Origin of the sequence: Devosia sp. 1566 (assembly GCF_004005995.1) — a bacterium.
In the GTDB taxonomy this organism is placed as follows: Bacteria; Pseudomonadota; Alphaproteobacteria; order Rhizobiales; family Devosiaceae; genus Devosia.
This window is the reverse complement of sequence record NZ_CP034767.1, coordinates 704,384-725,009: the sequence shown is the minus strand read 5'-3', so window position 1 is coordinate 725,009 and position 20,626 is coordinate 704,384. Positions and strand designations below refer to the sequence as shown.

19 protein-coding genes and 1 riboswitch are annotated in these 20,626 nt (G+C 64.5%); of the genes, 14 read left to right on the top strand and 5 right to left on the bottom strand.

The genetic code is table 11. The features are described 5' to 3' along the window. Window positions 1–68: 68 nt before the first annotated feature. On the bottom strand, window positions 69–1,715 hold the full coding sequence (locus ELX51_RS03505; protein WP_127752208.1) for an electron transfer flavoprotein-ubiquinone oxidoreductase: 1,647 nt from the start codon (window positions 1,713–1,715) through the stop codon (window positions 69–71). A 67-nt stretch (window positions 1,716–1,782) separates the two neighbouring features. On the opposite strand from ELX51_RS03505, the gene ELX51_RS03500 reads away from it, so the two are divergent. From ELX51_RS03500 to moaB, 3 genes are all read left to right on the top strand, one after another. Continuing rightward, window positions 1,783–2,592, top strand: a complete 810-nt coding sequence (locus ELX51_RS03500; RefSeq protein ID WP_127752207.1) for a uracil-DNA glycosylase — start codon at window positions 1,783–1,785, stop codon at window positions 2,590–2,592. A 97-nt stretch (window positions 2,593–2,689) separates the two neighbouring features. Further along, a complete protein-coding gene (locus ELX51_RS03495; RefSeq protein ID WP_127752206.1) occupies window positions 2,690–3,988 on the top strand; it encodes an MFS transporter in 1,299 nt (432 codons plus the stop codon). Continuing rightward, on the top strand, window positions 3,966–4,502 hold the full coding sequence (moaB, locus tag ELX51_RS03490; RefSeq protein WP_127752205.1) for a molybdenum cofactor biosynthesis protein B: 537 nt from the start codon (window positions 3,966–3,968) through the stop codon (window positions 4,500–4,502). The genes ELX51_RS03495 and moaB overlap by 23 nt, the downstream gene beginning before the upstream one ends. A gap of 59 nt (window positions 4,503–4,561) precedes the next feature. Here the strand turns inward: moaB and ELX51_RS03485 are convergent, their stop codons facing one another. Next, complete coding sequence (locus ELX51_RS03485; RefSeq protein ID WP_127752204.1) at window positions 4,562–6,046, bottom strand: MDR family MFS transporter; 1,485 nt, start codon at window positions 6,044–6,046, stop codon at window positions 4,562–4,564. 325 nt (window positions 6,047–6,371) lie between these two features. Between ELX51_RS03485 and ELX51_RS03480 the strand changes: the two genes are divergently transcribed. The 3 genes from ELX51_RS03480 (at window position 6,372) to ELX51_RS03470 (ending at window position 9,473) form a co-directional block, all read left to right on the top strand. Then, on the top strand, window positions 6,372–7,520 hold the full coding sequence (locus tag ELX51_RS03480) for a PA0069 family radical SAM protein (RefSeq protein WP_127752203.1): 1,149 nt from the start codon (window positions 6,372–6,374) through the stop codon (window positions 7,518–7,520). A 65-nt stretch (window positions 7,521–7,585) separates the two neighbouring features. After that, complete coding sequence (locus tag ELX51_RS03475; RefSeq protein WP_127752202.1) at window positions 7,586–8,257, top strand: ribonuclease HII; 672 nt, start codon at window positions 7,586–7,588, stop codon at window positions 8,255–8,257. An 82-nt stretch (window positions 8,258–8,339) separates the two neighbouring features. Then, on the top strand, window positions 8,340–9,473 hold the full coding sequence (locus ELX51_RS03470; protein WP_127752201.1) for a site-specific DNA-methyltransferase: 1,134 nt from the start codon (window positions 8,340–8,342) through the stop codon (window positions 9,471–9,473). Between the two features lie 304 nt (window positions 9,474–9,777). On the opposite strand, the gene ELX51_RS03465 is transcribed toward ELX51_RS03470, so the two are convergent. Then, window positions 9,778–10,197, bottom strand: coding sequence for a helix-turn-helix domain-containing protein (locus tag ELX51_RS03465; RefSeq protein ID WP_127752200.1), 420 nt, complete (start codon window positions 10,195–10,197; stop codon window positions 9,778–9,780). 56 nt (window positions 10,198–10,253) lie between these two features. Here ELX51_RS03465 and ELX51_RS03460 point away from each other — a divergent pair, with 56 nt between their 5' ends. Next, window positions 10,254–10,862 carry an NAD(P)-dependent oxidoreductase gene (locus tag ELX51_RS03460; RefSeq protein WP_127752199.1) on the top strand — a complete coding sequence of 203 codons (609 nt, stop codon included), beginning with the start codon at window positions 10,254–10,256 and terminating at the stop codon, window positions 10,860–10,862. A gap of 133 nt (window positions 10,863–10,995) precedes the next feature. Further along, on the top strand, window positions 10,996–11,607 hold the full coding sequence (locus ELX51_RS03455; protein WP_127752198.1) for a glutathione S-transferase: 612 nt from the start codon (window positions 10,996–10,998) through the stop codon (window positions 11,605–11,607). Between the two features lie 42 nt (window positions 11,608–11,649). Here the strand turns inward: ELX51_RS03455 and ELX51_RS03450 are convergent, their stop codons facing one another. Beyond that, window positions 11,650–12,708: an A/G-specific adenine glycosylase gene (locus ELX51_RS03450; RefSeq protein WP_127752197.1), complete on the bottom strand. Its 1,059-nt coding sequence runs from the start codon at window positions 12,706–12,708 to the stop codon at window positions 11,650–11,652. Between the two features lie 115 nt (window positions 12,709–12,823). Between ELX51_RS03450 and ELX51_RS03445 the strand changes: the two genes are divergently transcribed. The 4 genes from ELX51_RS03445 to ELX51_RS03430 all read left to right on the top strand — a co-directional run bounded on the left by ELX51_RS03445 (window position 12,824) and on the right by ELX51_RS03430 (window position 18,202). Further along, on the top strand, window positions 12,824–13,336 hold the full coding sequence (locus ELX51_RS03445) for a DciA family protein (RefSeq protein WP_127752196.1): 513 nt from the start codon (window positions 12,824–12,826) through the stop codon (window positions 13,334–13,336). Window positions 13,337–13,424: 88 nt separating this feature from the next. Then, entirely contained in the window at window positions 13,425–14,282 is an 858-nt protein-coding gene (locus ELX51_RS03440; RefSeq protein ID WP_127752195.1) for a DsbA family protein, read from the top strand. 114 nt (window positions 14,283–14,396) lie between these two features. Then, complete coding sequence (locus tag ELX51_RS03435; RefSeq protein ID WP_127752194.1) at window positions 14,397–17,852, top strand: AAA family ATPase; 3,456 nt, start codon at window positions 14,397–14,399, stop codon at window positions 17,850–17,852. A gap of 68 nt (window positions 17,853–17,920) precedes the next feature. Next, window positions 17,921–18,202 (top strand): hypothetical protein, encoded by a 282-nt coding sequence (locus ELX51_RS03430; RefSeq protein WP_127752193.1) that lies wholly within the window; start codon window positions 17,921–17,923, stop codon window positions 18,200–18,202. On the opposite strand, the gene ELX51_RS03425 is transcribed toward ELX51_RS03430, so the two are convergent. After that, complete coding sequence (locus ELX51_RS03425) at window positions 18,199–18,681, bottom strand: hypothetical protein (protein WP_127752192.1); 483 nt, start codon at window positions 18,679–18,681, stop codon at window positions 18,199–18,201. The genes ELX51_RS03430 and ELX51_RS03425 overlap by 4 nt on opposite strands. Window positions 18,682–18,830: 149 nt before the next feature. Continuing rightward, window positions 18,831–18,918, top strand: a riboswitch (glycine riboswitch). 157 nt (window positions 18,919–19,075) lie between these two features. Between ELX51_RS03425 and gcvT the strand changes: the two genes are divergently transcribed. Next, the gene (gene gcvT, locus ELX51_RS03420) at window positions 19,076–20,245 is read left to right on the top strand and encodes a glycine cleavage system aminomethyltransferase GcvT (RefSeq protein ID WP_127752191.1); all 1,170 of its coding nucleotides are present in this window, start codon (window positions 19,076–19,078) and stop codon (window positions 20,243–20,245) included. A gap of 13 nt (window positions 20,246–20,258) precedes the next feature. Continuing rightward, window positions 20,259–20,624 carry a glycine cleavage system protein GcvH gene (gene gcvH, locus ELX51_RS03415; RefSeq protein ID WP_127752190.1) on the top strand — a complete coding sequence of 122 codons (366 nt, stop codon included), beginning with the start codon at window positions 20,259–20,261 and terminating at the stop codon, window positions 20,622–20,624. The last annotated feature ends 2 nt before the right edge of the window (window positions 20,625–20,626 follow it).

Here is a 20,626-nt window from a genome sequence, read left to right as displayed (position 1 = left end):
CCCAGTTCTGGGCGGCAAGATTGGCGGTTTTGGGACCGCGCCGCAAGTGCGGCCGGTCGGCGGGTCAGTCACATTCCGCTGTAGTTGGGACCACTGCCACCTTCGGGCGGAACCCAGGTGATGTTTTGCGCGGGATCCTTGATGTCGCAGGTCTTGCAGTGCACGCAATTGGCCGGATGGATGCGAAACACCGGTTCGGCCCCTGAGCGATCCAGCTCATAGACCCCCGCCGGACAATAAAGCGGGGCCGGCTCGCCATAACGCGGCAGGTTTTCGCGGATCGGCACGGTCGGATCGGCCAGCCGCAGGTGATTGGGCTGGTCCTCGTCATGGGCGAGATTGGCCAGAAAAACTGAAGCGGCGCGGTCAAACACCTTTTGCCCGTCCGGGCGCGGATAGGTCTTGGGCGTCACTTCGCTCAGGGTGCGAGTGGCAGCGAAGTCCGCCCCCTTGTGGCGCAGCGTGCCCAGCACGGACCGGCCCAGGATTGCGCTGCTCCACATTTCAGCGCCCGCCGCGGCAACGCCCATAGCCGTGCCAAGGCGCGACCACAGGGGTTTGACATTGCGCACAGCGCGCAACTCGTCCTCGATCCCGGTGGCCATGATGCGGCCGGCAAAATCCTCGATTGCGTCGTGCTGGCGCCCCGCTGCAATGGCGGCGCCCACCGCTTCGGCCGCCCCCATCCCCGACAGAATCGCATTGTGGATGGCCTTGAGGCGCGGCGCGTTCATGAACCCTGCCGCGCAACCAATCAGCCCTCCACCAGGAAAGGCCAGCGTCGGCACCGATTGCCAGCCGCCCGTCGCCAGCGCCCGCGCCCCATAACTGAGGCGCGTCGCCCCTTCGAGCAGCGCCGCGATCTTGGGATGGGTCTTGAACCGCCCGAACTCGTCAAAGGGCGACAGCGTCGGGTTGGCGTAATCAAGATGCACCACCAGCCCGAGGTAAAGCTTGCGGTCCGCCGCATGATAGGCAAAGCCGCCACCCGAAGTGCTGTTGTCGAGCGGAAAGCCCAGAAAGTGGTCCACCCGCCCTGGCTCGTGCCGGTCGGCGGCAATTTCCCAGACTTCCTTGATCCCGAGCCCATATTTCTGTGGCTCGCTGGCGAGGGCAAAATCGCCGATCACCGCCCTGGCGAGCGAGCCGCGTGCCCCCTCCGCCAGCAGGGTATATTTGGCTTCAAGGCCAATGCCTTCGGCAAAGCCCGGCTTGGGATTGCCCGCATGATCGCGCCCCAGATCGCCGGTGATGATGCCCCGGACCGGCCCTTCGGGGCTGCGCAGCACATCGACGGCTGCGGTCATGGGGAAAATATCGACGCCCAGCGCCTGCGCCTGTTCGCCCAGCCAGCGCACGAGATCCCCAAGGCTGACGATCACTCCTCCTGGCGTCTGCGTTTGCGGCGGCATCAGCCAATGGGGAAAGCTCACCCCGCCGTTGGCGGTGAGGAAATGGTAGGTGTCGCGCGTGACCGCCGGGCCCACCGGCGGGCCCATTTGGCGCCAATCGGGCAAGAGGGCATCGAGGCCCCTGGGGTCCATCACCGCGCCCGAAATGATGTGGCCGCCGATCTCGGCGGATTTTTCCACCACGGTGACCCCCAGATCGGGATGGAGTTGCTTGAGGCGAATAGCCGCTGCCAGCCCCGCAGGACCAGCGCCAACGATCACGACATCGGTGGAAAGGCTTTCGCGCTCGCCCGCTTCTGCCATGAAATCTCCGTCGTCTCTTTCCACGCGCGGCTGGCCGCGGCAAACGCGGTGTGCCATAACAGAGAACATGGCCGAGATGCGACCGCTAAATCACGCCGAGATGGTCTCGGTGCTCGAATGGTATCGGGCTGCCGGTGTGGACCTGGCCCTTGGCGAAGAGCCGGTGGACCGCTTCAACCAGCGCCCGCCTGCCCGTGTTGCCCCCAGCCCCGCCGTCCCCAATCCCGCCGCCTCGGCCGCGCCGAGCGCACCCATGCCTGCACTCGGGGGCGATCCGGCCGAAGCGCGCAGCCTTGCGGCCAAGGCGCAGAACCTGGTTGAACTCGAAGAGATCCTGCGCGCCTATGATGGCTGCGGGCTCAAGCTCCGTGCCACCCAGCTGGTGTTTGCCGATGGCAATCCCCAAGCTCAGATCATGGTGATCGGGGAAGCCCCCGGCGCCGAAGAGGACCGGCAGGGGCGCCCCTTTGTGGGTCGCGCCGGCCAGTTGCTCGACAAGATGCTCGGCGCCATCGGGCTCGATCGTACCAAGGTTTATATCGCCAATACCGTGCCCTGGCGCCCGCCCGGCAATCGGGTGCCCACGCCCGAGGAGCTGGCCCTATGCCTGCCCTTCCTGCAACGGCAAGTGGAGCTGGTGGCGCCCCGTCTTGTGCTCACCGTCGGCGGACCGGCCATGCAGACGGTGTTCTCCACCAGTACGGGCATCATCAAGATGCGCGGCAAATGGAGCCCGGTGAGCATCGGCAACCATCAAACCGAGGCCATCGCCACGCTTCACCCCGCCTATTTGCTGCGCAACCCTGCGGCAAAGCAGCAGGCCTGGCGCGACCTGCTCAGCCTCAAGGCCAAAATGGACCAATTGGGCATCGGCTGACATTGGAGCTTGGGCTGGGGGATTTTGCCCCCTTAATGTCACCGTTGCGTGATCCAACCACACTCAGTCGAATCAACTCCGTTCCCCCGAAAGCGTCATGGCCTCCGTTGTAAAGATTTACGCCCTCTTCCTTGGCTCTGCCCTGCTGATGTTCGGGGGTGGCCTGCAGGGTCTCTTGCTCTCGGTTCGCGGCGCAGAAGAAGGCTTCTCGCTGCTCTCGCTCGGCCTGATCGGCACTGGCTGGTCGGTAGGCTTTGTTTCGGGCTCGCTCGTCGTGCCGCTGATTGTGCGCAATGTCGGTCATATCCGCGCGTTTTCCGTGATGGCCGCGATTGGCACGGTCACGATCCTCCTTAACCTGCTGATGGTCAACGACATCAGCTGGATTGTCTTGCGCGCGCTATCGGGCTTCTGCTTTGCCGGCGCCGCGATGATCGTTGAAAGCTGGCTCAATGAGGTGACCGATAACCGCAGCCGCGGCACGACCTTTTCGATCTATGTCACGGTCAATATGTGCTCGTCGGTGCTTGGCCAGTTCGCCATGTCCATGACCGGCACCGCCGGCTATGTGCCCTTCGTGCTGGGCGCGATCAGCTTTATTTGCGCAGTGCTGCCGACCGCCCTCACCTCGACGCCCCAGCCGCGCCCCCTATCCTCGGCGCGGCTTGATCTGCGCCTCCTTTACCGCACCTCTCCCATTGCTGCGATTGCCGCATTCTGCTGCGGCATGGCCAATGGCACTTTTGGCACCCTGGCGCCGGTCTACGGCTATGCCCAGGGGCTCGATGCGGGCGGCATCGCTTTTCTTTTTGCCCTTGCCGCCATTCTGGGGGCCTCCGCGCAAATTCCCTTTGGCCGTCTTTCCGACCGGATCGATCGCCGCCTGGTGATGATCGGGCTGTCCACCTTTGCCGCCCTCGTGGCCCTGACCCTGGTGCTGCTCAACCCCGCCGCCGGTTGGCCGATGTATGTGCTGTTCGCCGCTTATGGCTTTGCCGCCAATCCGCTTTATGCGGTGGCGGTGGCCCATGCCAATGACTTCGCCAAGGAAGGCGAGTTCGCCAAGATCGCTGGCGGCATGCTGCTGACCCTGGGTGTTGGCCTCGCCATCGGCCCAGCCGTCGCTTCCATGATCATGGGTGCATTCCATCCGGTTGGGCTTTTTGTCGTCACGGGTATCTTCCACGCCATCCTGGCCGTCGCGGCCATCCTGCGCATGCGCATCCGCAACGCGCCCGATGCAGCCACGCGCACGCCGTTCCAGCCTATGGCCTCGGACGAGCAGGTGACGCCAGAAACGGTGGCGCTTGATCCTCGGGCCGATATCGAGGAAACCGAACTCGACGAACAGCAGGCTGCAGCGGAGCAAAGCGATGTTTATCACGGCAAGATTTGACGAGCGCGAGTTCCGGCCCCTGTCCATCGCCGTGCTCGCCGTATCGGACACCCGCACGCTCGAGACCGACACCTCCGGCGCCCTGCTTGTTTCCATGCTCGAGGAAGATGGTCACCGCAGCGCCGGGCGCCAGGTGGTGCCTGACGATGTGCAGGCCATCCGCGCCGCCGTGCAGGCCTGGGTTGCGGACCCGCAAGTGGACGTGGTGCTGACCACGGGCGGCACCGGCTTTTCCGGCCGCGATGTTACCCCCGAAGCCATCGAGCCGCTGTTCAACAAGCGCATGGACGGCTTTTCGGTGCTGTTCCACCAATACTCGGCCACCAAGATCGGCACGTCCTCGATTCAGTCGCGCGCCACGGCTGGGCTGATCGGGGAAACCTTTGTGTTCTGCCTGCCGGGCTCCCGCGGGGCCTGCCGGGATGCGTGGGACGGCATTTTGCGCGACCAGCTCGATTATCGGCACAAACCCTGCAACTTCGTGGAAGTGATGCCCCGCCTCGCCGAGCGCTGAAACGCAAAACGGCGGCCCCGAAGGCCGCCGTTCTGAAGTGTTATCGGACTTGAGATGCCTTAGTGCCCGTGCACCATGCCCGGTGTGCCGCCCTTGGGCTTGCGCACAAAGAATGCGGCCACGATCGCGAACAGCGAGATTATCGCCCCCACGAAGAACGCCGAGCGGATGCCGCCCGCCGCTGCCGCCAACGGCTCGGCACCACCGGCCAGCAGATTGGCTGACTGCAGGGTCATCAGCGCCACAAACAACGCCGTTCCCGCCGCGCCCGCCACCTGCTGCACCGTGCCGATCACGGCGCTGCCATGCGAATACAGCTTGGGCTGGAGCGAACCGAGGCTCGCCGAGAACAGGGGCGTAAACATCAGCGACAAACCGACGCTGAACGCCAGATGGGCGGCCAGCAGCCAGCCAAAGGGCGTGCTTTCCGTAACCATGGTCAGGCTCCACAAGACAAGGCTCACAATGGTCGCGCCGGGCACGAGCAGCACGGTTGGGCCATGTTTGTCATAGAGCCGACCTACCACTGGCGCGCAGAGCCCCATAACGAGGCCTCCCGGCAGCAGCATCAAGCCGGTCTGCAGCGTCGACAGCCCCAGCACGTTCTGCAGATAGATGGGCAGCAGGATCAACATACCGAACATCGCCATCATCATCACCGCCATCAGCACCACCGAGATGCTGAAGGTCGGCGTTTGCAGGGTGCGCAGGTCAAGCAGGGCACGGTCGCGCTTCTGTAGGGAAAGCTGGCGCAGCACGAAGAGCCCGATCACCACGACGCCGAGCACCAGCGGCACCCAGGCCGGCACAGGACCGGGATGGCTCGCAGCTTCCCCCAGCCCGCTCAGCCCATAAACCAGGCTGCCAAAACCGACCACCGACATACCGACCGAAATCACATCGATCGGCACGGATTTGGGCGTCGAAACATTGCGGATGCGCGCAAATCCCAGCGCGAGGCTCCCCAGCGCAATCGGCAAAACGAGGATAAACATCCAGCGCCAATCCAGCTGCGACAGGATCAGGCCCGAAATGGTCGGCCCGATCGCTGGCGCCACCGAGATCACGGTCGAGATATTGCCCATGGTCTTGCCCCGCGTTGCGGGCGGCACGAGGTTCATCACCGTCGTCATCAGCAGCGGCATCATGATCGCCGTGCCGATGGCCTGCACCACCCGACCCGCAATCAGCAGTTCAATGCCAGGCGCGGTGGCGCAGATCAGGGTGCCGAGCGAAAACGTGCTCATGGCGGCGACAAACACAGGCCGCGTATGAAAGCGCTGCAGCAAGAAGCCGGTGATGGGAATCACCACCGCCATGGTCAGCAGAAACGCCGTGGTCAGCCACTGGCCGGCGCTTGCGGTGATCCCCAGATCGGTCATCAGGTGCGGCAGTGCCACGCCCATGATGGTTTCGTTCAGGATCACCACAAAGGCCGAAACCAGCAGCAGGTTGATCACCAGCCGATTGCGCGCGCCAAGCCCTGGCTCAGCTGCGGCGGCGGATGGGGGCACAGCATCTAAAACAGAAGCATCGCTGGACATGGTGTGCCTTTCGCAGAATTGAATTTGTTCGGTCCCGGGCAGCTGGAACACAGCCCTGACGATCGGGCCAACCCGATTTCGACATCGCCGAAGCGAGTGCGGTGGCGCCCTGGACCGGGTCGGGTGGTTTAGTGGGTGCAAGCGCGCCCGTCCACCCGCCAGAACGCAGGGCAGTCTTGCATCAGCCGTTCCCCACGCCCATCTGATGGGTCGAGGCAGCTCAGCTGTTCACCCTTGTTCTTGTTTTGTTCTCGTGCGTGCGCTATGTGAATCCCACGCTGCGTGCCGTCGCGATTCGACCGGGCAAGCGCAAGGAGATCGCCTCATGGCCCTTTATCAAGCGCCGTCCTTTGAAGCCCTGGAAAAGCTCAGCCGCAGCCGCGACGCCGATCTGGCGCGGCGCGAACTGGTTGATCCCAGCCGCAATCGCGGCCGGGGCGCGCAATCCAACCGCAGCGGCCGCTTCGAGCGCCAGGCGCGGGAAAGCTTTGATGATGGCTGGAACAGCGTGGAAACGCTGCCCCAGTTCGAAACGGTCGAGCATATCGAGCGCGCCAAGACCATCATCACCAGCAATGACAGCCCCGATATCGGCTTTGATCGCTCGATCAATGCCTATCGCGGCTGCGAGCATGGCTGTTCCTATTGCTTTGCCCGCCCCAGCCACGCCTTCCTCGGCCATTCCGCGGGCATCGAGTTCGAGCGCGACATCTATGTCAAAACCAATGCGGTGGAAGCGCTGCGCGCGGAACTCGGCGCCAAGAATTATCGCGTCAAGCCGGTCGCCATGGGCACCAATACCGACCCCTACCAGCCGGCCGAGCGCAAGCATAAGCTGACGCGCGGCATCCTCGAAGTGATGCTGGAAACCCGCCATCCGGTCACCATCACCACCAAGTCGGCCCTCCTGATCCGCGACCTCGATCTCCTGACCGAGTTGGCCAAGCTCCGGCTGGTCAAAGTCGGGATCTCTATGACCTCGATGGACCACAAGCTCAGCCGCAAGATGGAGCCGCGCGCCTCCTCCCCGGCGCGGCGCCTCGAAGCCATTCGGCTCCTGTCGGAAGCGGGCGTGCCGGTCTCCGTACTCGCCTCCCCGATGATCCCAGCGATCAACGACATGGAGCTCGAGCGCATCCTCGATGCCGCCGCCGCCCAAGGTGCCAAGGGAGCCGCGATGATCCTGCTGCGCTTGCCCGGCGAAGTGCGCGACATCTTCCGGGAATGGCTGCTGCGCCATTTCCCCGACCGGGTGCGGCATGTGCTATCGCTGGTGCGCGATACCCGTGGTGGCAAGGATTATGACTCGCGCTGGGGCACCCGCATGACGGGCGAAGGCCCGTATGCGACCCTGCTGACCCAGCGCTTCGAAAAGGCGCGCGAGCGCTATGGGCTCGACGCCAAGCTTCCGGGCCTGCGCAGCGATCTTTTCGTTGCCCCCAAGCTCGAAGACCGGCAGATGAGCCTCTTCTGATTTGTGATCCCGGCGCGACTTGGCGCCGGGTTGACGCCGCGCAGGCCCATCGCGATGCTGGCGGCATGCTGATCGAATCACCCATCCAGCTTGAACCCGATTATTCCCATGAGCTTGCCGCGCAGGCCCGTGGGGCGCGCGTCGTCGCCGGCGTGGACGAAGCCGGCCGCGGTCCCCTGGCCGGCCCCGTGGTCGTGGCCGCGGTGATACTCGATCCCACCTGCATTCCGGTTGGCCTCAACGATTCCAAAAAGCTGACCGAAGAGGTGCGCGAGGCGCTGTTCGCCCAGATTGTGGACACCGCCCGAGTTTCGGTGGTGATCGCGCCTCCCTCCATCATCGCCACCCGCAATATTCGCGGCGCGACGCTCTGGGCCATGACCCAGGCCGTGCACGGCCTTTGCGTTTGTCCCGATCGGGTGCTGGTGGATGGTCGCGATGTACCCATGGGCCTGCCCTGCGAAGGCCTAGCGCTGGTGGGTGGCGACGGTCGCAGCGTTTCGATTGCTGCCGCTTCCATCGTTGCGAAAGTCACGCGCGACCGGATGTGCCGGATCATGGATTGCGATGCACCCCATTTCGGCTTTTCCAGCCACAAGGGCTATTCGACGCCCCAGCATATGCGCGCCCTCAAGGACCATGGTCCCTGCCGCCATCACCGCGCCGATTTTGCCCCTGTTGCTGAAGCGCGCGAGCGGTTGGCGCTGGCGGCTGTCCCGGTCCTGCTCGCCTCTTAACTCCACGCTAACCCATTGCACACGCTCCCTTAACCCTGACGCGCTACAACAGGAGCGTTAGTGTTGCGTTAGGGTTAAGTGTATGTTGCGTACCGCGCGTCGGGCCGAACCGGCCTTTGCGGAGGAGCCAAGGCGTCTCCCCATCGACACCATTCTTGTGGGCGATTGTATCGAGCACATGAACAGCCTGCCGGCGGGTTCGGTGGACCTGGTGTTTGCCGACCCACCCTATAATCTGCAGCTGGAATCGGGCCTGACCCGTCCCGATCAAAGCCGCGTCGATGCGGTAGACGATGATTGGGACAAGTTCGACAGCTTTGCCCATTATGACCGTTTCACCCGCGCTTGGCTGGCGGCGGCGCGCCGCGTGCTCAAGCCCGATGGCGCCCTGTGGGTCATCGGCTCCTACCACAACATTTTCCGCGTTGGCGCGGCGCTCCAGGATCTCGACTTCTGGATGCTCAACGACGTGATCTGGCGCAAGGCCAATCCGATGCCCAATTTCCGGGGCACAAGGTTCACCAATGCCCATGAAACGCTGATCTGGGCGGCCAAGAACCAGAAAAGCCGCGTCACCTTCAATTATGAAGCGCTCAAGCTCGCCAACGACGACACGCAGATGCGCTCCGATTGGCTGTTTCCGCTGTGCACCGGCAATGAGCGCCTCAAGGGCGAGGACGACGGCAAGGTGCATCCCACGCAAAAGCCCGAAGCCCTCCTGTTCCGCATTCTCAATGCCACCACCAAGCCCGGCGACATCGTGCTTGACCCATTCTTCGGCACTGGCACGACGGGGGCTGTCGCGCGCAAGCTCGGGCGCCATTTCATCGGCATCGAGCGCGAGCAGATCTATGTGGATGCCGCGCGCAACCGCATCGCGACCATCCGGCCGGGTGTCTTTGAAGCCCTGCAATCGGTCACGCCCAAGCGCAAGGAAACCCGCATTCCTTTCGGCTCGCTCGTCGAGCAAGGAATGATTGAACCGGGCACGCAACTTTTCGACTTAACCAAACGTTACTTCGCCATGGTTCGTGCAGACGGCTCGCTCGTCTCGGGTTCCCATCAGGGCTCCATCCACAAAGTGGGTGCGCTGGTGCAGGGCGCCGAGGCATGCAACGGGTGGACTTTCTGGCATTACGAACAAGGGGGCCATATCGCTCCCATCGACGACCTTCGGGCGGATATCCGCGCGAAACTTGATTTGCTTTCTGCCTGATCCTGACCTCCAATCATTCAGGCTCTACTTCAAGGCCGCTGGTTCCAAACCGGCGGCCTTTTCTTTGCCCGGGGTTCTCGGAGGGGCCTTTCCCAGTTGTGCTCACCGGAGCGCTCATGGCTGATGCTGGGATAAACCCTGCATAGACCCCTTCCTGGGGATCGCCATAGAGAACAACACACGCAAGGCGACGGTCCGTGCCCTTGATGCAGCTTCGTTCACGCCGTCGTCCGCTGACATGTGTCAGGCGAAGGACCCGGCATCTTTCGGCCACGGCGCTGGCAGCCAGGTCACGCAGACTTTATCAATCCAACGACTGCGAGGCCCCGTCATGAAGACGCTGCGCCGCCTCAACCTCCGGCAGCCTGGTTTCTGCCCAATCGATCATCATGCGCAATGCGGTCAGCAGTTCACGGCCAAGGGGCGTAATCGCATAGGTGACCGTTACCGGCGTAGTAGGTTCAACCTCGCGGGTGATGAGCCCGTCCCGTCTAAGCGATTGAAGGGTTTGGCTTAGCATCTTCTGCGAAATGCCGCCGATTTGCCGCCTCAGTTCGTTGAACCGGGCTTCTGAATCTCCCAGCACAAGCAGGATCAGGACGCTCCATTTGTCACCGATGCGGTCGAGCAGCTTTCGTGTCGAACAGTCACTGGCAAAGACGGTTCCGCGTGCCGTTCGGGTTTCCTCGGCGTAACCTGATGTGGTGAAAGTGCCGTCTTGCATGTGTCGTTTCTATCTATAACTAGGTTTCCAATGGTTACTACCACAGGAGACGACAAATGAAAATCGCAGTACTCGGAGCAAGCGGACGCGCCGGTTCGGAAATCACCAAGGAGCTTGCACGCCGGGGGCACGCGGTGCTCGCAGTGGACCAGAACCCGGATGCCGTGCCCCGTGCTCCGGAAGTAACCGCTGTCAGTGCTGACGCATTCGACCCTGCAGCGCTTGCCAAGGTTATTGCCGGAAGTGACGCTGTCATCAGCGCCTTGCGCTTCGACGTGCCTGCCGCAACTCTATTGTCTGCCGTCAAGCAGGCTGGAATAGGCAGGGTACTGTTCACCGGGGGCGCAGGGAGTCTGGAAGTTGCACCAGGTGTACGGCTTATCGATGCGCCCGACTTTCCCGAGGAAGCCAAACCCTTTGTGCAGGGTGGCATCACCTTCCTTGAAGACCTTCGTGCCGAGAAAGATGTCGACTGGATCTTCTTCTCCCCGGCCGCTGACTTTTTTGCTGGCCCGCGTCTTGGTCACTACCGCCTGGGCGGTGACAAGCTGGTTGTTGATGAGGCTGGTGTCAGCAAAATCAGCTTTGCGGATTATGCAATCGCCATGGTCGACGAACTTGAACAACATCGGCATAGTCGCGTGCGGTTCACTGCCGCCTACTGATTTCGCTGCAGCAATTGCCGCGGGCCGCAGGCTGCTCACTGGTAATCGTGCCACCCATGCTCCCACAATGGAGCGGAACCTGCAGGTCAGCTAAGGTCACCGGCTGAGCAACCGGAAACGGGAGGGGAACGGGATGCAGCTTTATGGAGTGCGCGGCTGGGGTTCGGGCATTGCGGAGGCGATGCTTACGCTCGCCGGCATGCAGTATGAACTTATCGATGTCACCGGGTTCGATCAGCCCGGTGCGTCGCGCGATGCGCTTACCGCAGCCAATCCCTTGGCGCAGATACCCACCCTGGTCCTCGCAACCGGGCAGGTCATCACCGAAAGCGCAGCTATCGCGCTTATGGTGATTGATCAGGCACCGCACCTGGCACCGCCCCAAGACACGCCGGAGCGACTTCGCTTTTATCGCCTGCTGATCTGGCTGGTCGCCAATGTCTACCCGACATTCACCTATGGCGATTACCCCGAACGCTGGGCACCTTCCGCCCCGTCCGAGTTGCGCGCCTCCAGTGATGCTCATCGTCAGCACCTGTATCAGTGGCTGGAAGGCGAAGTTGTCGGCTCCTTTGTCATGGGCGAGAACGTCTCGGTTCTCGATGCTTATCTAGCGGCCATGGTCTCGTGGAGACCGGGACAGGACTGGTTCAAGGCGAATTGCCCGAAGATCGCAGCGGCTGCCGAGCGCACCCGGAACCTCGATCTGCTTGCACCGATCATGAAAGCCAATGGATGGCTGTGAAGTGCAGGGCTCCGGCCTGAACGAACTATCCATGGCCGCCGCTTAAGCCCCCTCCACCCCCGCCCCGGCGAGCACCTTGCGGAACAGCGTTGGCAGCGCTTCCCCGTGCAGATCAGCCGGTGAACTCCACCAGCCGCTGTCAAGCCCGTCGGGCTCCACTGTTGCCGACCACACTTCCAGTTCGAGCCGGAAATGGGTGAACACATGCACCACCTGGCCATGGTGGCGCCAGTCGCCGGCGGCAGGATAGCTGGGTTCGGCCAACGCCTCGCCCCAAGGGGAGCACGGCACTTCGGTCATTTTGGCCAGCAGCCCCTTGTCGGGCCGGGTTTGCAGATACACATCCCCCGCCCCGTCTCGCATCACAAAGGCATGGCCGCGCCGCACGGGGCGTTCCGGCTTTTCTGCCTTGACCGGAAAGCTCAGCGGATGGGCGGTGCGAAGCGCACTGCACCCCTCCTGCAGCGGGCACAGCATGCACAGCACGGCGCGCGGCGCGCAAATAGTGGCACCCAGATCCATCATCGCCTGGGCAAAATCCCCCGCCCGCGCCGGCACTGCTGTGCCAAGCGCCGCCCGCAATTCCTCCTTGGCCTCGCGCACCGGCACCGGCAGCGCGTAAAACCGCGCCAGCACCCGGTCGAGATTGCCATCGAGCACCGGCACCCGCTCGTCAAAACAAATCGCGGCAATGGCGGCGCTGGTATAGGCGCCAATCCCCGGCAGCGCCTGCAGCGCTTCGCCAGTGGCCGGAAACACGCCGCCATGGTCGCGCACCACGGCTTGCGCACAGGCATGCAGGTTCCGTGCGCGGGCATAATAGCCCAGGCCCGCCCATTCCTTGAGGATGCTGTCGAGCGGGGCCGCGGCCATGTCGAACACCGTCGGCCAAAGGCTGGTGAAGCGCAGGAAAAAACTTTTAACGGCAGCAACCGTGGTTTGCTGCAGCATCACTTCGCTCAGCCACACCCGATAGGGATCAGGCAGCACACCACGCGCCCGATCGCTGGGGGACACCCGCCAGGGCAGGTCGCGCGCATTGCGGTCATACCAGGTCAGAACCGCGGCGGCATCGACGGGGCGGGAGTGGGAAAGCTGCATGCCTTCCGTTTGCCCTGCCGCGGCGCCTGCGACAAGGCCGCCTTGGTCACATCGGCGCCAGCAATCGCCGGAAGGTGGCCTTGCCGCTGCCTTGTCGGGAAGCTAGTTTGCCGGCATGGTCAAGCCCCCTACCGAACCCAAGCGTCGCAACCGCGCCGTCAGCGTTGCCGATGCGATTGCGGGGGCGCTCGATCCCGTGCTCAAGAAACGCGGCTTTGCCAGCCGCGATATTCTCGAGCATTGGCACGCCATGGCACCCGCCCCCTACAACACCGTGGCGATCCCCGACAAGCTCAGCTGGCCGCGCGGCGAGCGCAGTGCCGATGGCGCCACGCTGTACCTGCGCTGCCAGCCCGGCCATGCGCTGATGCTGGCCCATGAAGCCCCGGCCATTGCTGCGGCGGTTAATCGTTATTTCGGCTATGTGCTGGTGGGCCAGGTCCGGCTCTCGGCCGAGCCCTTCAGCTCCGGTTCAGCTGGAAAGGCGCCTCCTCCCCCTCCGCCGGACCCGGTTGTCGAGGCGCGCATTGGCGCCGCGGTGGCGGGGGTTGAAGATGAAGGCGTGCGTGAAGCATTGCGGATGCTGGGCCTGCAACTGGCCGCGCAAGCGGAGCCGAAACGCAAATAGTGTGTTCACCCCCAGTTGATAGCTATGCCCACTTGCCGACACGTCCCGCCCGTATAGTGTCGCCCAAACAAAAACAGGAGCGTTCGCCGTGAAGTTAAACCGCCGTGACACCATTGTTCTCGCCGCCGCTGCCACCGCGCTCAGCGTATGTGGCATTTCGAGCGCCGGCGCGGCGGAAGGCGAAATGGTCGATACCGCCAAGCTGCTCGCTCCGGCCGGCGGCATCGCTGATAAGGTGCTGGGCAATCCCGACGCGCCGGTCACCGTGATCGAATATGCCTCACCCACCTGCCCGCACTGCGCTACCTTCCACAACACGGTTTATGGCCCGTTCAAGGAAGCCTATATCGACACGGGCAAGGTGCGCTTCATCCTGCGTCCATTTGTGCGCAATGTGCTCGACGCCGCCATTTTCATGCTCGCCGAAGCCTCGGGCGATGAGAATTACCACAATGTCATCGGCACCTATTTCCGTACCCAGCAGGACTGGGGCACTTCGGAAACCCCGCGCGACGCGATCCTCGAAATCGCGACCCAGCTCGGCTTTACCCAGGAAAGCTTTGATGCTGCCTTGACGAATCAAGCCCTGTTCACCGGGATGGAAGCCATTCGTGAGCAGGCGCTCAACGAGTTTGGACTCGAAGGCACACCAACCTTTTATGTTAACGGCAAGACGCTCACCGGCGACAAAACGCTTGAACAGCTGGCCGCTGAAGTCGACGCGCTGGTGCCCGCCGGTTTCACGCCAAGCAACGGCGCAGCTCCTGCCCAGCCCGCTGCAGCACCTGCGGCTCAGCCCGCTCCTGCGGCAGCTCCTGCTGCTACGCCGGCTGCACCGGCCGCAACCCCCGTTGCTCCTCCAGCGGCATCACCTGCGTCACCGGCCGCTACACCTGCGGCTCCAACTGCCACGCCAGTGGCGCCTGCCGCTCCCGCGGCGCCCTGATTGCATGCCCACGGCTTCCCTTTCCCTAGGTGGGATCGGGAAGCCTGGGCGCAGTCTCGTCCCGACCTTCCTCAATCCCGATAGCCGCGGCCGGCGCGTCCTGGTGTGCCAGCCATGAAGTTCTCCCAACTGCGCCTGCATGGCTTTAAAAGCTTTGCCGAAGAAACCGTGCTCCAGATGGAGCCGGGCCTCACGGGCATCGTCGGTCCTAATGGCTGCGGCAAATCCAATCTCGTGGAAGCCATGCGCTGGGCCATGGGCGAAAGCTCCTATCGGGCCATGCGCGCGTCGGGCATGGATGATGTGATCTTTTCGGGCTCGGGAAGCCGGCCCGGCCGCAATTCGGCGGAAGTGACGCTGGTGCTCGACAACTCCGATCGCACCGCCCCTGCCGCCCTCAACACCGCCGACGAGCTCCAGGTCAGCCGCCGCATCGAGCGCGAGGCCGGCTCGGTTTATCGCGTCAATGGCCGCGAAGTGCGCGCCCGCGACGTGCAACTGCTGTTTGCCGATGCCTCCACCGGAGCCCATTCCCCCGCCATGGTGCGCCAGGGCCAGATTGGCGAGCTGATCTCGGCCAAGCCCACCGCCCGGCGCGCCCTGCTCGAGGAAGCCGCTGGCATTTCGGGGCTCCATTCGCGCCGTCACGAGGCCGAGCTGCGCCTGCGCGCCGCCGAGCAGAACCTCGAGCGGGTCGATGACATCATCGCCCAGGTCGAAACCCAGCTCGACGTGCTCAAGCGCCAGTCGCGCCTCGCCATCCGCTATCGCGGCCTTTCGGGCGATATCCGCCGCGCCGAGGCTACGCTATTCCATCTGCGCTGGGTCGCAGCGGTGTTTGCCGAAAAGGAATCGGAAGCCAACCAGGCGGTGCTGATCCGCCGCTTGGGTGACGCGACCAACAAGGAACGGCAGGCCCAGGAATTGCTCGACGAGGCGGAAGCCGCACTCGAGCCCCTGCGCGAGCGCGAAACGGTCGCCGCGGCCGTCTTGCAGCGCTACACCATCCTGGCCGAGCAACTGGCCGAGCAGGAACAACGCAGCCACGCACGACGCTCCGAACTGGAACGGCGTCTGGAACAACTCGCCGCCGACCGCACGCGCGAAGAACAACAACTGCGCGACAGCGAAACAGCGCTGGAAGCGAGCCAGGCTGAAACCGAGCGCCTCGAAAGCGAAGCCGAAGCCGCTGCTGAGGCCCTGGCCGAAGCCCAAGATGCTGCCGAGGCTGTTCGCGCCGAGGTCATCGAAGCGGAAGCACAAGCGCGTGTGGCCGAGCAGGCCCTGGCCGAAGAACAAGCCCGCCGCGCCTCCGCCCAGCGCTATCTCGAAGACGCTGCTCGTCGGGTCGCCAAGCTGAAGGCACAAGCCGCCGATCTGGCCCGCGACGCCGCCGCACTCCATGCGCGTGGAGAGGCCGACCAGACCCTGCTTGAGCAACGCAATGCCCTGCGGGCCGCACAGCAGGCCCTCGGGCAAGCTGAACGGACGACCCTTGCCGCCGAACAGGCCACCCTTGCCGCCCAGGCCCGGATCGACGTCGCCCGGCCGCGCCTTCAGGCCATTGAAGCAGCGCTGATTGCGCTCGATGCGGAAGCCTCGACCCTCCTCAAAATGCTCGATCTCACCGATCGCATGTGGCGCGCCGTGGTCGACGACCTACAGGTTGAGCCCGGCTTTGAGACCGCCCTTGGCGCGGCGCTCGGCGATGATCTGGAAGCCTCCACCGATCCCGATGCGCCCCTCCATTGGGGCGAGGCGCTCGATGGCTCCGATGATCCCGCCCTCCCTCAGGGCGCCGAGCCTCTCTCGCGCTATGTCGCCGGCAGCCCGGCGCTCAAGCGTCGGCTCGACCAGATCGGCGTGGTCCATGCCGCCGATGGCGCCGATCTGCAACAAGCGCTGCGCCCCGGCCAACGCCTCGTCACCCTTGATGGTGCGCTGTGGCGCTGGGACGGCTTTGTGGCCGCCGCTGATGCCCCAAGCCCTGCCGCCCAGCGGCTGGCGCAACGCAATCGGCTCGCCGAGCTCGATGCCGACATCACCCGCGCCAAGGGCGAGCGCAACAGCTGGAAGCGCGAGGTGGAAACCCTCACTTCAGCGCTCGATCTGGCGCGCACCAATGAGCGCGATGGCCGCGAGGGCTGGCGCCGGGCCCAGCGCGCCGTGACGCAGGCGCAGGACGGCGTCAACGCCGCCGAACGCGCGCTGGCCGATCTTGCGTCGCAACGCAGTGCGTTTGAAGCGGCGCGCAATCAGCTCGCCACGGCCATCACCGAGGCCGAGCGAAGTCGCGAGGACGCGGCCGACGCCCTGGCCGAGCTTAACGAAGACACCGAAACAGCGGCGCTGGCGCAAACCCGGCAGCGGCGCCTGCGCGAGTTGCGCGAGGGTGCCGAAACCGCGCGCAACCGCCTGGTCAGCCTCGAAGCCGATGCCCGCCTGCGCGACAGCCGGCTCGCCCAGTTGCAAGGGGAAGCCGCCAACTGGGCGCGCCGGCGCGATGCGGCGCTGGCCCAACTGCAAACCCTCGAGGGGCGCCGCGCCGAAGCGCAGGCGCAGCTCGACGGCAGCGACGAAACCCCGGATGGCTTTGCCGAACAGCGCAGCAAGCTTGAACGCCAGATTGAGAACGCCCGCCGCGATCACGAGGCGGCCCGGCACGAGGTTGAACTCGCCCAAACCCGCTGGCGCGAGGCCGATGCGGCCCACAAGAGCGCCGCCGCCGCCCTGGCCGAGGTGCGCATCGAGCTCACCCGCGTCGAGGAGCGCCTCAATGGCCACATGGCGAGCCTGCGCGCCGTAGAACGACAAGTGCAGGAAACCCTGGGCATCCCCGCCAGCCGCACGCTTGAAGCTTCAGGCATCAAGCCGCACCAGGCCCTTCCCGCCGAAGCCGATACCGAAAGCAAGCTCGAGCGCCTGCGCGCCGAGCGCGACCGCCTGGGCGGGGTCAATCTTTCCGCCGAAGCCGAGGCGGTGGAAACCCAGGCCCGGCTCGACGCCATGGTCAAGGATCGCAATGACCTGATCGAGGCCATCGCCAAGCTGCGCACCGGCATCGGTGTGCTCAACCGCGAGGGCCGCGCCCGGCTCACCGAAGCCTTTGAGCGCGTCAACGGCTATTTCCGCGAGCTGTTCACCACCCTGTTTGGCGGCGGCACCGCCGAGCTGCAATTTGTGGAAAGCGACGACCCGCTCCAGGCGGGCCTCGAGATCATCGCCTGCCCGCCCGGCAAGAAGCCCGCAACCATGACCCTCCTGTCCGGCGGCGAGCAGGCCCTGACCGCGCTGTCGCTGATCTTTGCGGTGTTCTTGTCCAACCCGGCGCCGATCTGCGTGCTCGACGAAGTGGATGCTCCGCTCGACGACGCCAATGTGGAGCGCTTCTGCAACCTGCTCGATTCCATGCGCGAGCGCACCGAAACGCGGTTCCTGTGCATCACGCACAACCCCATCACCATGAGCCGCATGGATCGCCTGTTCGGCGTCACCATGGCCGAACGCGGCGTCAGCCAGCTCGTCTCGGTCGACCTGCGCACCGCCGAGAGCTTCCTCGAAGCCGTTTAGCGCTCGCTGTGAACCCGTGACCGGCCCCAAGGGTTGTCCGTGCGGCGAAGTGCATGGGATGATGCGAGATGGATATGCTGCGGCGCGTCGAGGTCAGTGCCGACGATGTCTGGGGGCAATTTGGCTGGGCGGAGCGCCCAGTCTGCTCATGCGGGCAACTGGCCCAGGCCGTGGAAGATCAACTGATCTTTGTCAGCCCCGAACTGGTGGGCGAAGGCGCGCAGGCGAGCAATCTCTTTTATCTGCTCCCTGTCAGCGGCGACGGGTTCTTCGCGCTCAACGAAGGGGTCGCCATCGCCTGCTGCCCCTGGTGCGGTGATCCGATTCGGGGCCGGCGTGGGCCCGCCTAGGACGCCTTGAGCGCCATCGCCACGGCGCGGCACTGCTCCAGATCGCCAGCGATCAGCTCGTCCACCGCCGGCGTTCCCGCCTTGATGTTCTCGACCACGCGATCGGTATAAGCGGCGAGGATGGGCTCGATTTCCCCGGCCACTTGCGCCACCGCCGCCGTAATGCTCGGGATCTGCGCTTGCTGGCTCGCCACCCGAAGGAACAAAGCGCCATCTTCGGGAGCATAGATCGTCGGATCATCCGTGGCGCCCTGCCCCTGCTGCTGCAAGGCATAATGCAGCCGATAAACAGCTATGCAGCGCTTGAGGGCGGGCGAGAGATCATCCAGCCCGGCTTGCTGCGCCGCCTCCGATGGGTAAGGCGGCAAACTCTGCGGATTGATCATGCCGACAAGCGGCGCCAGTTCCGCGGCCCTGCTCACCGGCACGAGGCTTGCGATCAGCGTTACGGCTAGTGCAACAGGACCAAGGCTTTGCATCGGTGATCTCCCCAAGCTCGCCGCACCCTAGCGCCCGCGTAGCGTGCTGGCAAAACCCGTTGCCTGTAGCGCTGGCTCCATCACCGCTCTGCGATGGCCGGGACCAACACAAGGAGTCGATTGACGGCTCCGAGAATCTCCAGCATGTTGCCGCCACTGCGGGAGAGACTGGGTTTCTCCAGCGCCGAAGGAGCAACCGCCCCGGAAACTCTCAGGCAAAAGGACCGCAGTTTACGCGATAACTCTGGAAAGCGGACCGCACGCTGCGGTCCCACCGAAGGAGCAACCGGCGCTCAGCCGGGAAATCTCTCAGGTGTCGAGGACAGAGGGGGCACGCCATTCGCCGCAGGGCGGATGTAGTCGTGTCGCCTTGTTCATTTTCCGGGATGCGTTTATGGCCCAACTCGCCGCCGAAGCTCTCAAGACCACGCCGCTTTATGAGCGCCACCTCGCTGCCGGTGGGCGCATGGTGCCCTTTGGCGGCTATAATCTCCCCGTCCAGTATCCGCTCGGCATCATGGCCGAACACAAATGGACGCGCGACCATGCCGGGCTCTTCGATGTCAGCCATATGGGCCCGAGCTTTTTGCGCCTCAACCATCCCAGCGGCGATGCCGAGGCCGACCATGCCGCCATTGCGGCGATCATCGAGCCCCTGATCTGCGGCGACATCCTCGGCCTCAAGCCGGGCCAGATTCGCTACACCCTGCTGCTCAACGAGCAAGGCGGCGCGCTTGACGACTTGATGGTCGCCCGCTCGTCCCAGGCGGGCGGCGAGCTTTACATCGTCGTCAATGCCGGCACCAAGGACGCCGATTTCGCCCGCATCGAAGCGGCCGCCGGTGATCGCGCGACCCTCGTGCGCGCCGATGCCGATCAGGCGCTGCTGGCGCTACAGGGACCCGAAGCCGTTGCCGTACTCGGCGCGCTCCTCCCCGGCGCCGGCGATCTCGGCTTCATGACCTATGCCGCCTTCCCTTGGGCGCACGGGCAGCTCCTTGTCGCCCGCTCCGGCTATACCGGCGAAGATGGCTTTGAAATCCTCGTGCCCGCCGCTGATGCGCCTGCTCTTTGGGACCAGCTAGTGACCGATGAGCGCGTCAATCCGATTGGCCTTGGCGCTCGCGACAGCCTGCGCCTCGAAGCGGGACTCCCGCTTTACGGGCATGACCTCAACCCCACCATTTCCCCCATTGAAGCGGGGCTCGGCTTTGCCGTGAGCAAGCGCCGCCGCGAAGCGGGTGATTTCCCCGGCGCCACCCGCATCCTTGCCGAACGCGAGGGCCAGTTGAGCAGCGTGCGTGTGGGCCTTCTGGTTGAAGGCGCCCCGGCCCGTGAAGGCGCCGAGATCCTCGACGCCGCCGGCGCCCCGATTGGCGTTGTCACCAGCGGCGGCTTTGCCCCATCGCTGGGCAAGGCCATCGCCCTTGGCTTTGTGCCACCCGCCCAGGCCGAACCGGGCACAAGGCTCCTCGTCTCCGTGCGTGGCCGCAGCCAGCCCGCCGAGGTCGTCGCCACTCCGTTCGTTCCCCACCGCTATTTCCGCAAAGCCAAAGCCAGCTGAGAGGCCTTCTCCCATGACCACCAAGTTCACTCCCGAGCACGAATATATCCGCGTTGAAGGCACCACCGGCATTGTCGGCATCACGCCTTATGCGCAGGAACAGCTGGGCGATATCGTCTTTGTCGAGCTGCCCGAAGTCGGCAAGCAGCTGACCAAGGGCGCCGAAGCCGCCGTCGTGGAATCGGTCAAGGCCGCGTCCGAGATCTATGCTCCGGTGTCGGGCACCGTCACCGAGGTCAATCCGGCCCTTTCCGGCCAGCCCGGCCTCATCAACAGCGATCCTGAAGCGCAGGGTTGGCTGTTCAAGGTTGAAATTGCCAATGCCGCCGAGCTCGACACCCTGCTTGACGCCGACGGCTATGCCGAACTGACGCTCTAGGC